This is a genomic window from Nitrosovibrio tenuis, assembly GCF_900109785.1.
In the GTDB taxonomy this organism is placed as follows: domain Bacteria; phylum Pseudomonadota; class Gammaproteobacteria; order Burkholderiales; family Nitrosomonadaceae; genus Nitrosospira; species Nitrosospira tenuis_A.
This window is the reverse complement of record NZ_FOBH01000002.1, coordinates 428369-441940: the sequence shown is the minus strand read 5'-3', so window position 1 is coordinate 441940 and position 13572 is coordinate 428369. Positions and strand designations below refer to the sequence as shown.

Below are 13572 nucleotides of genomic sequence, written 5' to 3'. Positions count from 1 at the left end.
AGGCACAACGTATCATCGAAGCGTGGCGACGCGACTATAATGATCACAGACCCCACGGTTCGCTTGGAAAACTGACCCCAAGCGAATACGTTAAAACCAAGCAGGTCAGACTGCCAGAAGCGGCCAGATTCTAGTTTTGAATCCCAGCAGAATTGGGGGGACGTCACGCAGGGAAGAATTCTACTTCTGAATTGTCTACTTGACGGGGAAGCTTACGAACGTACCCTGGTATTGATCGAGTGGATGGACAGCAGGCAACCCGGCAATGGATGATGGTCATTCATTGCCGGTCTGGCCTGGCAGAGATGCTGCAGCTGCGTTTCGGCGGGGCTTTTAATCTTCGATGATCAGGTAAGCGTATTTGCGCCGAATAGCGCGGATGTGGATGAGAATATGCAGGCGACAGCGGTAATTACCGTGCCGTCGTGATAGCAATCAGGGCATTAGTGGTGGGACTGCTTGCCTCTCCTCGTCGGAGCTTCAACCTTTGTTAAAGCTGAGGCTGCGACGCTTTAGAGGTTTTGGATTTCCGAGTAGCTATGCTGGCTGTTGATGCAATTTGGTCGGCGACACTCCGATGTTCAGATAGTGGTAGAGGGCACAGCTGTTTTCCACCTTCAGGAGTCTATCTGGGATAACTCATTCTCTGTTAGCCGCATCCAGTACTCATGTGCATTCCAGCGTATTATTCGAATGAGACCCGGGCAAAATCAGTATTTACGAAAGTATTGGATAGAGGTTTGGTAAAACGTTTCGCCATTTATGTCTTTTCCCGCTTGGCATAACCTGACATCAAAACGAGCGATACCCTGTCCCCCACTCTTGTGGGTTGTGTTGGCGATTATATTGGCAGCCATTGGAACAGTTCTGGCATTTTTTGGCCGTAGTCGCCACAATGAGAAACTGTTTTCTTTGGTCAATGCATACAATAAAAAAGCCCGGCAGAAGGGGATCTGCCGGGCTGAACGGTCTCTACATTGGTTAGACACCAGTAACGCCTAGAGGGTAGGCGCTGCAAATACTATCTCATAAGAATATGTCGGGCTCGTGACAGCCGTAGGCCTGAGACGGAAGAATTGTAACAACGCTCAAGCATGATATGGTCTCGGCTATTTATTTATCTGTAGAATCTGTCGCGGAAGGCATAATTATTGGGGAATGGTATTTTTATCCTTATTGTTGGATTAGGTTTTGCTGATAACAATTAAAAAACACGTGCGCGGGCAAGTCGACTGCCGTGGCAGTAGAATTCAGTAAAGGGAGGGGTAAAAAAATTACGCAGGATGAGGAAAACAAGGAGCCTGATAGCAGCGGCTACTGGCCGGCGACAAGAAAGGCCGTCCGGTTCCTGCTTTGGACCCTGGTATTTTCTCTTGTGGGGATGGTTGTGATTTTAGCCACAGGATCCCACTTATTTTAGATATGGCAGAGCTGGCTTAAACACCCCGCCCCGAACAGACATTGGTGCAACTAAGGATGGATCGTGCGCCAAATCCATGGCGGTGTAGGCGACTTATCCGACCATAGGCCTCGCTTAGCGGAGCGAGCCTCCTCCTGAAGTGTAGAAAGCGCCGGATCTTTTGTAAATTCGCCGTGCGCCCATGCCATGCCGCGCTTTACCTGTTCCGCATTAACATCGACCCCTTCGCATTTGACTCTGGCTAACGTGCGTCCATACTGGTCTTTACTTATCGAAGACAGCTCTGCCGGAACCCACAGACATAAATTAGTTAGAGATTGTTTGGAACGAATCGTAAACGGCTGTTTGCCTTCCGGCGCATCAATTTCGGCTAGCCTTACTCGTACCATTTCCCCATCTATTGCTACCGTAAGCGAATCGCCATCAACAACCTGGACTACCTGCGCGTGGATAATCTTGGCGGGTTTGCCGGCAAAGACCAGATAGGGAAGGGCGACGAGCGGGACAAACACAAGAGCAATAATAGTCGATCTCATTCTCAGCTGCATCCGCGCTTTGCAATCCAAACCAATCTTGATCACCTACTCGGGCTCGGCATTTCGTTAATCAAGAGTCTATTCCTCCCTTCGAGTGTAGCCCGGCTGTGTTGCCGTTTCAATGCTTTCGTCTTGTTTTCGTTGAGCTTCGTGCGCAAGTCGCGTTCCTGGTCTTTTCAACAGCCCCGAGGCAACTATGGTCTGATTGTTGATGAAGCATGGACGGTTCGATCCGGATAAATAAAATTTTGCCCATCCTTTTGTATTTAGATGATTACCGGCAAAACTGGTTCTGATAAAACATTCTCGACGTTTCCATAAACTCCACGGCATGCTCGCTGCGAACGGCGATACAGGTGATCCGCCGGTTTTATACATCCCTTGCCCAGCTCAACCTTGTCATGCGGCGGTCTGGTCTGCGTTCGGTCCCTGTTGGGTTTTTTATGAGCGTGCGCAATAATCCTTACACAAGCTTAGCTATGTTTGTTTCCGAACAGAGCAAAATAATTTTGCTAAGTACCATGCGGTCATTCTCTGGTTCTCAATACTAATAAGTGGAGATAAGAATCCCGAAGACATTATGCCAATAGCATGATTGTTCGAGGGCAGATATTTCAGTGTCCAAATTAGGAGAATTATCATGGCTTCAGATAGAGATAAAAATAGCGATGAAAGCAAGCGTGGTTTTGCTTCCATGGATAAGGATAAGCAACGCGAAATAGCCAGCAAGGGTGGCCACGCATCTCACGGAGGTCACGAATCCCAGGATAAAGATCGGGGTAGTGATCGAGGCAGCGATGACAGGGGTGGTGGAACCAGCAAACGAGGCTTTGCTTCGATGGACGAAGATAAGCAACGCGAGATAGCCAGCAAGGGTGGCCACGCGGCGCATGAGAAAGGAACTGCGCACGAGTTTACGTCTGAAGAGGCACGCGAAGCTGGCCGCAAAGGAGGCCACGCGGCGCATGAAAAAGGAACTGCGCACGAGTTCACATCCGAAGAGGCACGCGAAGCCGGCCGCAAGGGCGGACATGCCGCGCATGAGAAAGGAACCGCACACGAGTTTACATCCGAAGAGGCTCGCGAAGCCGGCCGGAAGGGCGGGGAATCATCTCATGGGGGACATGGCCGAGGCGGGTCCCACGATGAATCCTCATCATCTTCAACCCGGGGTGGAACGTCCGAGCAACATGCAAAGGCCGGTAGCCAAAGCCATAAAAATCGCTAGAGGGACTCTGGTTCTGGAATAAGCCCCTCGGTGGTAGCCAGCCCTTCTATATAGCGCAAGGGTCACATTGAAAGGGCGGTATTCCAGTATCTGTCAGCGATAAGAAAAAGGGGGACATAATCCCCCTTTTTTATTAACAGTTAAATATACGGTCGAAGCGGTTCAGGGGCAGCCTGTGCGGTTAGAGTTTTGCTATCAGCCGTTGAGCATCAAATGGTGCTTTTACCTTGATGTCGTTATCGAAATAGCAAAAGACATCCCGAGGGCGATATTGCGGCGGAGGACCAGCCGAGATGAGATGTGCATCTTCCGGCTGGGAGCCCTCGCGCCAGGCGCGTATGCGCGACGCCCAGCGGGACAGGGCCTCATCAGTATATCCGCTGGCGTAAAGCTCCTTGTCACCATGCAAGCGAAGATAAAGAAAATCCGCAGTAACGTCTTCCCGATAAGGCCATTTCCCGGCCGTGTCTGCGATAACCCACGCCATATTGTATTCCCGCAACAATTGTATGAAAGATTCCTCGAGGAAGCTGTCGTTCCGGACCTCGATCGCATGTCTTGTCGGGCGAAGAGCATCAATTGCCAGCCGTGCACGACCGACCATACGCTGCTCTCGCCGGCGGGCCAAGCTTAACGCTTCTTGGGTATCGCGCGGCAAAAGCTCGAAGAACTGCTTCATTCTTTCAAAATCGTAGCGAAAGCTTGGGGGAAATTGCCACAGGATCGGACCAAGCTTTTCACGCAAGTTAAAAAGCCCGGAAGCAAAGAAGTTTGCGAGCGGCGCGTGGATATCCCGCAAGCGCCGAATATGGGTAATGTAGCGGGGTCCTTTGACACTGAACACGAAGCCCGAAGGTGTTTCGTCATACCAGCGTTTGAAGCTCTCCGGTCTCTGGAGCGAATAGAAGGTCCCGTTTATTTCTATGGTTGGAAGTGCTCGAGAAGCATATTCCAGCTCGCGGTGCTGCGGTAGGCCGGGGGGATAAAAGACCCCGCGCCAGGGAGGATAACGCCAGCCTGATATCCCGATGAGCGTTCTGCTCACGGTTAATTAGCTCGCCCGCGTGGTAGTTCTTCACCATCAATGGTATATGCTGGCGGCACGTAGAAGTTAAGCGTACGAAGCAAATCATCCCCGGTATTGCGGATTTCATGCTGGTCACCGCGTTCGATAAGCATGAGCGAACCTTCCGCCAAGCGATAGCGTTTACCGTTCACCGTCGCCATACCGCTTCCCGACACTACATACAGCCATTGGTCGGCGCCCCGGTGCCGGTTTTCCGGGCCACCTTCGGCATCGCCCGGTGGCAAAACCATCTCCGCTGCTTGGGAACTCGGATTGCCGAGGACTATGCGAAAGCCACTTTCGAACTGCAGATTTTTCCGCTTCATTGTATCTCCCGCCAAAAGAAGATTGCGAACCTTTGCAACTGTTCGCCAAGTTGGACAGCGGAAAGATATTACGGTTTCGCTGATTGGGGGGCGGGTCAAAGTCACGCGTTACCATGGATTCCAGACAGCGAAGGCGTTCGGGCCAAGCCGGAAATATCGTCGGGACTAGCGTAGAAAAGGCTCCGCCAGCTTGAGGTCGCTGATGAAGCGGCGGTATTCCTCATCCTTGTCTTCCTCGGGCATGCGCAATAAAAACGAGGGGTGGACAGTAATGAGCAACGATATGCCGCATGCATATTCAAGCAACTTGCCGCGATTAAGCTTGATGGGTGTCGACCGACCCAGCACTGAGCGCACCGCGGTCGCGCCCATGGCCACGAGCAGACGCGGCGTTACCAGTTCGATTTCGCGCCTTAACCAATCGTGGCAGGCGGCGATTTCCGCATCAACGGGCTTCTTGTGGAGACGGCGCTTGCCGCGAACTTCGAATTTGAAATGCTTGACGGCATTCGTTACATAAACCTGTTCGCGGGGAATGCCTGCTGCTGCCAGTGCCCGAGCCAGAATCAGCCCGGCCGGGCCAACAAACGGACGGCCGGCGAGATCTTCCTGATCGCCAGGCTGTTCGCCGATGAACATGATGGGAGCGTGCGCAGGTCCTTCGCCGAAGACTGTTTGGGTTGCTTTTTCCCAGAGGGGACATGCACGGCAAGTTGAAGCAGCCTCCCGCAGCGCTTCGATGGAGTCGCCTGCCTGATCTGCCGGATTTGGTGCATATCCCGGACGAGCTTTCATAGTTCGAATCAAAAGAAATCGAAAAATGCGGCCGACTCTTGCTGTCCTATAATGACCTAACTTTTCAACTGAGCGCCGTGGGAGGACACTTGTTCAAGGTCCTTGGCCGCGTTCTTCTCTCTCATGATTAGCTCTTCGGTTGTATTTCCCGCGGCCCTGAATTCAGGGCCTTCGGCGGAAAGCAATTCAAACCAGAACACGCTGCCTACTCCTGCGGTACTTTCCACGCCAATGTTACCACCCATGAGTTCGACCAATTGCTTTGTCACCACGAGTCCGATTCCTGTACCTTCCACGGAGCCAGCCTCTTGACCGAGCCGGTTAAACTGCTGAAAAAGCTGCGTCAGTTTCTCCGGTGGCAATCCTGACCCCGTATCCCTGATGCTAACGCGAACATGCTCGGGTGCGATTGCATTGCAACTCACTTCGACCATGCCTCCCTCGCGATTGTATTTCACCGCGTTAGATAAAAGGTTGAGCAGAACTTGCTTTACTCGGGTCCGATCCGCTTTAACGTACATGTGCATATCCGGGGGCGGAAAGATCAGCTGGATATGATGCTCCTGTGCCTGGGGTTCGATCATAGTCCGACACTCAGCCATGACCTCCGCCATGAAAATCGGTTCCTGTGAAATGATCAGCTTGCCGGACTCGATCGCGGCCAGATCAAGAATCTTGTTGATGAGCTCCAGCAGATACCAGCCCGCAGCGTTGATTTCCCTGAGCATGGTCAATTGAGTGGGAGTGGGCGGGGGAGAACCGGACTCCATTAATTGGGCAAAGCCGAGCATGACGTTGAGCGGAGAACGCAACTCGTGACTCATGCTGGAAAGGAATTCTGACTTGGCGAGATTGGCTTTTTCAGCGTCTGTCTTGGCTTTGGTCAGTTCCGTTTCTATTCGCCTGCGTTCCGCAATATCGCGCCGCAATTCCTCATTCACCTTCGCAAGTTCATCGGTACGCTTTGCCACCAGCTCTTCAAGGCTAAAACGGTGCTGCCGCAGCTCGGCTTCCGCCTGTTTGCTTTCAGTCACGTCAACGAGAATACCCTGCAGGAACAGCGAACGCCCGGACTCATCCCTGACTACGCTTGCTTCGTCCCGGTACCACAAAATTGTTCCGTCGCGCGCAAGCAGGCGGTATTCCGAGCGCAAGGGTGCGCCGGTAGAACGGCTGTTTGCGCGTTCCTCAAGCGCACGTGTCCGGTCTTCCGGGTGAATTTGCGCAACCAGTATATCGGGATCGCCAAGCCATTGTTCCGGTGAAAACCCCAGAGTTGCTATGCGCGAACTGATGTAGAGGAACCGGTTGGTATTATCCAGCGCGGCAATATAAACGATCGCCGGGATGGTCTCGACCAGCGAGCGGTATTTCGCCTCCGCCTGGAACAGCTTATCTTCCGCCAGTTTCTTTTCCATCAACATCCGGCGCTCGCTCAGCACGCGCTGGATGACCGCGGGCAATAACTCGAGATATTGGTGTTCCGTATCTTTGATCAAATAATCCCGGGCACCCCGTTTCATGGCTTCCACGGCGATCGTTGCATTGTCGGTACCTGTCAACATCATGACAGGAACGGGAATGTCGCCCGAATCATCCCTCAGCGCAGCCAGAAACTCCAAGCCATTCAAGTCTGGCAGGTGATAATCGAGCAACACGCAATCCGGCCTTTGCTCATGGGCGAGTTGCAGCCCCTCCAGGCCGGAGTCAGCTTCGGAAAGCAGGAATTCATAGTCCGGGTTGCGCGAAAGGGCGCGGCGGCAGGCCATGCGGTCCACTGCATCGTCCTCGACGAGAAGCACGCGAATCTGCGGTCTGGTCATGGCAAGATCATCCGACGTGAGAATTCCCAAAGATCGTTTCCCGGCGTTTTTGTTTATGGCATTTCGCTAATTGTCCAGTAAGCGTCGATCGAGCGCATGACTTCGACGAACTGACGGTAATCAACCGGTTTGGCCATATAGCCGGCCACCCCCAAGTTAAAACTGTTAACCTTATCCTGTTGTTCCTCCGATGTAGTCAGCACGACCACGGGAATACGCCTTAACTGGTCGTCGTGCTTCACCACCTGCAGAAATTCAATCCCATTCATGATCGGCATGTTCAGGTCGAGCAGGATAATGCACGGTTTATCCCGCTCGGGAGTTCGTAAGTAATGTACCGCTTCCTCGCCGTTTTCAAAATGTACAAGTGGATTGGTCACATGGATTTCCTTGAGAGCGCGTTTAACCGTCATCGTATCCACTTGATCATCTTCTACCAGAAGAATGGGTTTATTGGTGATTTTCACGTTTCCTTTCCTATAGTTGTGTTAGCAATTACTGTGGTTCGGGGTAGGGTAAAATAAAATATGCTGCCCACACCCGGTATTGATTCGAGCCAGATACGCCCACCATACATTTCCACGATTTTCTTTACCAGGGCCAAGCCTACGCCGGTGCTTTCTATCCGGTCGCGTGGAGCGAGGGTCTGGAATAGCTGAAAGATTTTATCGAAGTGGCGTGGCTCAATGCCGGGTCCGTTGTCGCTCACGCTGAATTTCCACTGCTCGCCCTCAGCGGCACAGCCAATCCGTATTTCGCCTCGAGGCTTATCCATATATTTAATCGCATTGGAAAGCAGGTTCTGAAATATCTGCTGGATACGTGTCGGCTCCGCCACTACGGTAGGCAGGGGATTTTCGACGCTTATGGTAACATTTGCCGGCGGCGCAATGAGATCAATTACCTCATGCACTACCTGTCCGACGTCAACTCCAACCAAGTCTTCCTTCACGCGCCCGACACGAGAATATTCTAAAATGCCATCGATCAAATTGCCCATGCGGTGCACCCTGTTGACTAGAAGGCGCATGTGTTCTCTACCTTCCTCATCAAATTTCGCTGCGTAATCTGTCGAAAGCCAGTCAGCCAATGCACCGATAGCACGTAACGGCGCTTTCAAATCGTGGGATACCACATAAGCGAAGCTTCTCAGTTCGTCATTGGCACTCTCCAGTTCGTCCATCAAGCGGGTTTTTTGCTCCTCGGCCAATTTGCGTTCACTGATGTCCCGCATGATACTGACAAACATGGTTTGATCGCCATCGTGCATCTCCACCACTGCGAGATCCATGGGAAACACCGTTCCATCTTTTCGCACACCCATCACTTCACTTGGTATACCAAGGCCTTTCAGTTTTTTAACCGTCGGGTAACTCTTGAAATAGTCAAGATGTTGACTCTGTCCTTGCCCCTGCTCGTGTGCGGGGAATAGTACGCTGACATTTTGCCCGATTATTTCGCTTTCGGCATAACCAAAAATCCTTTTGGCAGCCGGATTGAAGGTTTGAATTACCCCCTTTTCGTCGATCGATGCAACCCCATCGATCATGTTGCTCAATAAAGCGAGAGTATGTGCTTCGCTGGCTCGTACTTGGCCAATGGTTTCCACCAGGCTATCCCGCATGTCCTTCAGAGCACGCATAAGCTGGCCGATCTCGTCGCTTGAGCGGATTTCGAAATCCTGCGAAAAATTGCCTGCGGCAACGCCGCGGGCAATTTTTACGACGCCTTCAAGCGGGCGAAAAATTGCGCTCAAAATAATAAAACTAAACAATGCCACTAACACCAGCACAACAATTATCGAGGCGATAAAAATGTTGCGAATAGTCCAGTAGCGGTCCTGCTCCTGGTTATATTCCTGCCTGGTCTCACTGAGTTGCAGCGCGATTAACTTGCGAATGCTGTCGTCAACCGGCTGATAAAGGGGGCGGATCTTTTCTATGAGAATTCGATGCGCTTCCTCGATTTCATTTGCACGCAGAGCATCTACTGCCGGGTTCATGCCCTCGATGATAAACGCCCTGTGATAGTCAGCGAAGTTTGCCGCCAACCTGTTTTCCTCCGGGGTCAGATAAGTCATCGTATAAGCTACCCAGGCCCTGGTTATTTCGTCGATGTTTTTTTCAATAATGGCAGTATTTTTTTCGATGACCTCTGGTGAAGGCGTCAACAATGTCGCCGTAAAAACAACACGGTTGTGCAGCAAAAGCGACTCAATGCGTCCCACCTGTTTGAGCGGGATGACACGATCTTGATAGACGGTTTTTAAGCCATCAATGGCGCTGCTCATCCCGAACAATGCAAACATTTGAATTCCCAGCAGAAAGGCGACCAGGAAGGAAAGGATAAAGATCAGGCGCGATTTGATGGTCAAATTTTTAAACATATTGGCGAGTAAAAAACTTCGAACGTTTTTAAACTCCCTCTAGAGACCAAGGTTATTAATAATACCGCATGAACCTGAAGTGAAAAAACCTCTTTTTTCCTTTAACTTGCTCAAAAAAGCTCTACCTTTCGACTGAGCGGTAAGCTCAGGCTAAAGCTTGTGAGGGGGGGCCGTTGGGGACCCATTATAAGCATAACGGACTATTGAAAAACTGGCGCCGATATATAAGATGTGATTGCAAGACCAAAGATTACTCACCGTTTATCGAGTCCTTACCGAACTGGCAGCCTAACCCATCTTACAAGGATAGACGATCATGAAAATGAATCTCTTATTTACAGCAGGGCTTCTTGCGGCTGCGGTCGCCCCACCCGCTGCCGCTCTTGACTCGATATATACAGCCCAACTGAACGGTCCCAGCGAGTTCCCAACCAACTCATCTCCGGGGACTGGTAGTGCAATAATTACCATTAACCTCGATCAGCACACCATGCGTGTTCAGGAGAGTTTCAGCGGTCTTACTGCAAATACCACAGCCGCACACATCCATTGCTGCACCGCTGCGCCCGACACGGCAGGAGTCGCTACCACGATCCCTACGTTCCCCGAGTTTCCTCTAAATGTAACAGAGGGGTCCTACGACCACACTTTTGATATGACGTTGGCGTCGAGTTACAACATGGCATTCATTGTGACCAACGGTGGCACTGTCAGCGGCGCATTTGATGCGTTGGTGGCAGGGTTGGATCATGGCACAGCCTATTCGAATATCCACACCAGTGCGTTTCCTGGCGGTGAAATTCGTGGCTTCCTGGCGCCTGTACCGGAACCGGAAGCATATGCCATGCTGATGGCTGGTCTTGCTGCTATAAGTTTGGTGGCACGCCGCAGACGCGGTTGACCTGAAAGGGAGCCTGATCGCTTTCAAAGGAGCAAGCGGGCTTTCTCATTTTTCCCTGGTGTGCAGCCTGGATTCCAGACCTGGCTGTATTTGATGCGCATTTTGTCGGTTTCGTTGCGCTGACTGGTTTTTCGATACGGCCAACCGCTATTCTTATCCGCCCCCTCTTTGTTGCATGAATTCCTGGAACTGGCCCGATGAGAGCGGCGGACTAAGCAGGTAGCCCTGATAGGCATTGCAGCCATGCTGGGCGAGAAAGAGCTTCTGCGCCTCTGTTTCCACTCCCTCTGCAATCACCTCTAATCCCATACTTCTTGCAAGCAGTATGATGGCACGCACAATGGTTGCGTCATTGGGATTCGTCAGCACATCCCGTACAAAAAATTGATCGATCTTCACCCAATCCAGAGGGAGGCACTTTAAGTAATATAGCGATGAATAGCCTGTACCGAAGTCGTCCAATGCAAAACCAACGCCCCTGGCCTTGAGGGCCGCTATCTTGGTAATGGTGTCATCCATGTTATTCAACAACAGGCTCTCGGTCAGTTCAAGCTTGAGTTTCTGTGGGTTGACGCCAGCATGGTCGAGTATACAGAGCACTTGCTCGACAAAATCCGGCTGACAGAACTGGCGGGGGCTCACATTCACAGCGAGATTGAGCCAAGCCATGGCCGGGTCGCGCGCCCAGGCTGCCAACTGAGCACATGCGGTTTCCAGCACCCAGGTACCCAAGGGTAGAATCAGGCCGGTTTCCTCGGCGTGGGGGATGAACTCCGACGGTGATAACAGCCCTCTCCGAGGATGCTGCCATCTTACCAGCGCTTCCGCGCCAATTACGCGCTGCCCGTCCCCTTGGGGTTGATAATGGAGGACAAACTCATTCCTCTCCCAACTTTTGTGCAGGTCCGACTCCAACACGACACGAGCGTCCATTTCCACTTGCATGCCCGGATTGAAGAAACATATTGAATTACGGCCTGACGCCTTGGCCTGATACATCGCGAGATCCGCCTGTTTCAGTAGTTCGTCCATTGCAGATGACTGATCATTGAACAGAGCGATACCGATACTCGGGGTACTGTGGTGTTTATACGCCCCCAAGCTAAAAGGCTGGCTAAAAGCCGCAAGGATTCTTTCGCAAATAGCTCTGATCTGAGTAACCGCTTCCTCTGGATGTTCACTAAAGTTACTGACCAGTACAACTACAAACTCATCTCCCCCCAGCCGAGCCACAGTGTCGCCATCACGTACACAAGAGATGAGCCGCGGTGCGACCTGCCTGAGCAGCAAGTCACCGACGTCGTGACCGAGGGTGTCATTGAGTAATTTGAAATTGTCCAGATCAATGAACAGTAGCGCACCGGTTTGACGATTACGCGTGCTGCCTGCCAGAGCCTGTCGCAGGCGATCCAGCAGAAGCTGCCTGTTGGGTAGACCTGTCAAAGAGTCATAAAACGCCAGATGCTGGATTTCCTTCTCTGCCATCTTGCGCTGGGTAATATCGGTATTGATTGCGAAAATCGAATGGGGCCGTCCGTCATCGTCCGCAACCAGAGTCCAATGAGCTTCAGCTGTCAGCATGCCGCCATCTTTGCGCAGTTGCATGATCTCCCCGCGCCATTCACCCTCGCGAAGCAGCACCTGGTGCGCGTTACGGAAGGAGGTGGTATCACCATAAATTACCTCTTCTATGGATTTGCCCATGACCTCTTCCGGTTTCCATCCATAAAGGCGCTGGGCACCGTGGTTCCAGAAGTGTATGCGGTGATCAATTCCACGGATGATAATCGCGTCTGTTGCCTTGTCGAGCAATGATGCCTGCTGGCGGATACGCATATCAGCTTCCTGGCGGGCTCTTGTTGCGACTTGTTGCTCCTCAATTGCTGATACCAGTTCGGCATTTGCGCGCGCCAGGGCCCCCACTTTCTCTTTATTCACCAGGAGCATGAAGGAAACAATGGCGGCGAGAATGCTTAACAGGGTTCCACCCAGCAACACGAGTTGGGGTTCCTGACTGTTCACAGCATTTTCAAAGCCAGGGCGGGAGAGCGCCTCAATCGTCCAGGTTTGGCCATAAAGGGGTATGCTGATTGTTCGCCTGAACTTCGGCAAGGAAGCGCGGCCGGGCTGATTTTTGTCGCTCTCAAAAAGCAAATTATCTTGCGCATCTGTATGGCTATCAAAAATTCTCAGTTCCAGATCACGAAGCTCGGCACGAAGCACGGCTGTTACGAAATCATCCATCCTGAACGGTGCATAAATATAACCGGCAAGAGACGAGCGCCTTTGCTCAAGCGTTTCCGGCAGACCTGTTGGGCCATAGTAAGGGATATACATAAGAACACCCGCCTGAATGTCTTCGCTGGTTTCCTGAACAAGCCTTACCTTGCCCGAAAGAGTGACTTCTCCAGAATCTCTTGCGCGCGCCATAGCGGCGCGCCGGACAGGGTTTGAGAACATGTCGTACCCCAAAGCGCGAAGGTTCCGGCCCGAGAATGGTTCCAGATAGATGATTGCAGTGTATTCTCCCCCGAGCGTATCCGGCCAAACCTTATATTCAGAAAATCCTTCTGCACGAACCGAGGCGACGTGCGCGGTCATTTCAGCCGAACGGAAGTACTGGGCAAAGCCGATGCCATGTATTCCCGGGTAGCTGTCGTCCAGCCGTAGTGCGTTGATGTATGTGTGCCATTCACGCCGTGAAACAGGGCCGGTGGCAAGCATGTATCCATAAGCCCCTTTCAGTACCTGTTCATATTCCGAAAAGTGGTGGCCGATTTTGGCGACAGCCTCGGACAATTCCGCATTAAACCGGCTATTCGCATTCTGCTCATGCAAATTTTCGATGACCGACCAGCTTTTGATGGTGATGGACAGAAAGACGGAAAAGGTCAGGGCAGCTATTACCCAGCGGGAGTGAGCGCTATAAAAACGAGGTCTATGCTTGCGGATTTTAATTTTCGCCTCCAGATTGCATGGCTGGGATACCTGGAAGGTTCTGAGTCCAACCGCCGATCGATTGCAGTATCCGTTAATCGAACAGATTATGATGCGGGATAAAAATAAGTTACTTGGGCCGGTGTCTCGGCAC

General features: G+C 51.9%; 12 protein-coding genes. 4 read left to right on the top strand and 8 right to left on the bottom strand.

All coding sequences use genetic code 11. The features are described from left to right. Nucleotides 1–11 precede the first annotated feature (11 nt). The gene (locus BMX00_RS04815; RefSeq protein ID WP_425433867.1) at nucleotides 12–134 is read left to right on the top strand and encodes an integrase core domain-containing protein; all 123 of its coding nucleotides are present in this window, start codon (nucleotides 12–14) and stop codon (nucleotides 132–134) included. 1336 nt (nucleotides 135–1470) lie between these two features. Here the strand turns inward: BMX00_RS04815 and BMX00_RS04810 are convergent. Then, nucleotides 1471–1956, bottom strand: coding sequence for a thermonuclease family protein (locus tag BMX00_RS04810; RefSeq protein WP_090827756.1), 486 nt, complete (start codon nucleotides 1954–1956; stop codon nucleotides 1471–1473). A 640-nt stretch (nucleotides 1957–2596) separates the two neighbouring features. Here BMX00_RS04810 and BMX00_RS04805 point away from each other — a divergent pair. Then, nucleotides 2597–3184, top strand: a complete 588-nt coding sequence (locus BMX00_RS04805) for a KGG domain-containing protein (protein ID WP_245727710.1) — start codon at nucleotides 2597–2599, stop codon at nucleotides 3182–3184. Nucleotides 3185–3365: 181 nt separating this feature from the next. On the opposite strand, the gene BMX00_RS04800 is transcribed toward BMX00_RS04805, so the two are convergent. The 6 genes from BMX00_RS04800 to BMX00_RS04775 form a co-directional block, all read right to left on the bottom strand. Further along, nucleotides 3366–4229, bottom strand: coding sequence for a DUF72 domain-containing protein (locus BMX00_RS04800; RefSeq protein WP_090827646.1), 864 nt, complete (start codon nucleotides 4227–4229; stop codon nucleotides 3366–3368). A gap of 2 nt (nucleotides 4230–4231) precedes the next feature. Beyond that, nucleotides 4232–4576 carry a cupin domain-containing protein gene (locus BMX00_RS04795; protein ID WP_090827644.1) on the bottom strand — a complete coding sequence of 115 codons (345 nt, stop codon included), beginning with the start codon at nucleotides 4574–4576 and terminating at the stop codon, nucleotides 4232–4234. A 165-nt stretch (nucleotides 4577–4741) separates the two neighbouring features. After that, a complete protein-coding gene (locus BMX00_RS04790; RefSeq protein WP_090827642.1) occupies nucleotides 4742–5371 on the bottom strand; it encodes a UdgX family uracil-DNA binding protein in 630 nt (209 codons plus the stop codon). 56 nt (nucleotides 5372–5427) lie between these two features. Then, on the bottom strand, nucleotides 5428–7194 hold the full coding sequence (locus BMX00_RS04785; RefSeq protein WP_143053045.1) for a hybrid sensor histidine kinase/response regulator: 1767 nt from the start codon (nucleotides 7192–7194) through the stop codon (nucleotides 5428–5430). Nucleotides 7195–7247: 53 nt separating this feature from the next. Then, nucleotides 7248–7661, bottom strand: a complete 414-nt coding sequence (locus tag BMX00_RS04780) for a response regulator (RefSeq protein WP_090827638.1) — start codon at nucleotides 7659–7661, stop codon at nucleotides 7248–7250. Next, nucleotides 7658–9580, bottom strand: coding sequence for a Tar ligand binding domain-containing protein (locus BMX00_RS04775; protein WP_090827636.1), 1923 nt, complete (start codon nucleotides 9578–9580; stop codon nucleotides 7658–7660). Before BMX00_RS04775 ends, BMX00_RS04780 begins: the two co-directional genes overlap by 4 nt. A 316-nt stretch (nucleotides 9581–9896) precedes the next feature. Between BMX00_RS04775 and BMX00_RS04770 the strand changes: the two genes are divergently transcribed. Continuing rightward, the gene (locus tag BMX00_RS04770) at nucleotides 9897–10481 is read left to right on the top strand and encodes a CHRD domain-containing protein (RefSeq protein WP_218141483.1); all 585 of its coding nucleotides are present in this window, start codon (nucleotides 9897–9899) and stop codon (nucleotides 10479–10481) included. Nucleotides 10482–10634: 153 nt separating this feature from the next. Here BMX00_RS04770 and BMX00_RS04765 read toward each other — a convergent pair whose 3' ends face one another. Next, a complete protein-coding gene (locus tag BMX00_RS04765) occupies nucleotides 10635–13319 on the bottom strand; it encodes a bifunctional diguanylate cyclase/phosphodiesterase (protein WP_090827633.1) in 2685 nt (894 codons plus the stop codon). Between BMX00_RS04765 and BMX00_RS04760 the strand changes: the two genes are divergently transcribed. Next, nucleotides 13314–13541 carry a hypothetical protein gene (locus BMX00_RS04760; protein ID WP_090827631.1) on the top strand — a complete coding sequence of 76 codons (228 nt, stop codon included), beginning with the start codon at nucleotides 13314–13316 and terminating at the stop codon, nucleotides 13539–13541. The two genes, BMX00_RS04765 and BMX00_RS04760, sit on opposite strands and share 6 nt — an antisense overlap. The last annotated feature ends 31 nt before the right edge of the window (nucleotides 13542–13572 follow it).

Coding starts and splice junctions, on each gene's coding strand:
- BMX00_RS04810 (WP_090827756.1), bottom strand. CDS start 1,956: ATGAGATCGACTATTATTGCTCTTGTGTTTGTCCCGCTCGTCGCCCTT.
- BMX00_RS04805 (WP_245727710.1), top strand. CDS start 2,597: ATGGCTTCAGATAGAGATAAAAATAGCGATGAAAGCAAGCGTGGTTTT.
- BMX00_RS04795 (WP_090827644.1), bottom strand. CDS start 4,576: ATGAAGCGGAAAAATCTGCAGTTCGAAAGTGGCTTTCGCATAGTCCTC.
- BMX00_RS04790 (WP_090827642.1), bottom strand. CDS start 5,371: ATGAAAGCTCGTCCGGGATATGCACCAAATCCGGCAGATCAGGCAGGC.
- BMX00_RS04785 (WP_143053045.1), bottom strand. CDS start 7,194: ATGACCAGACCGCAGATTCGCGTGCTTCTCGTCGAGGACGATGCAGTG.
- BMX00_RS04775 (WP_090827636.1), bottom strand. CDS start 9,580: ATGTTTAAAAATTTGACCATCAAATCGCGCCTGATCTTTATCCTTTCC.
- BMX00_RS04770 (WP_218141483.1), top strand. CDS start 9,897: ATGAAAATGAATCTCTTATTTACAGCAGGGCTTCTTGCGGCTGCGGTC.
- BMX00_RS04760 (WP_090827631.1), top strand. CDS start 13,314: ATGCAAATTTTCGATGACCGACCAGCTTTTGATGGTGATGGACAGAAA.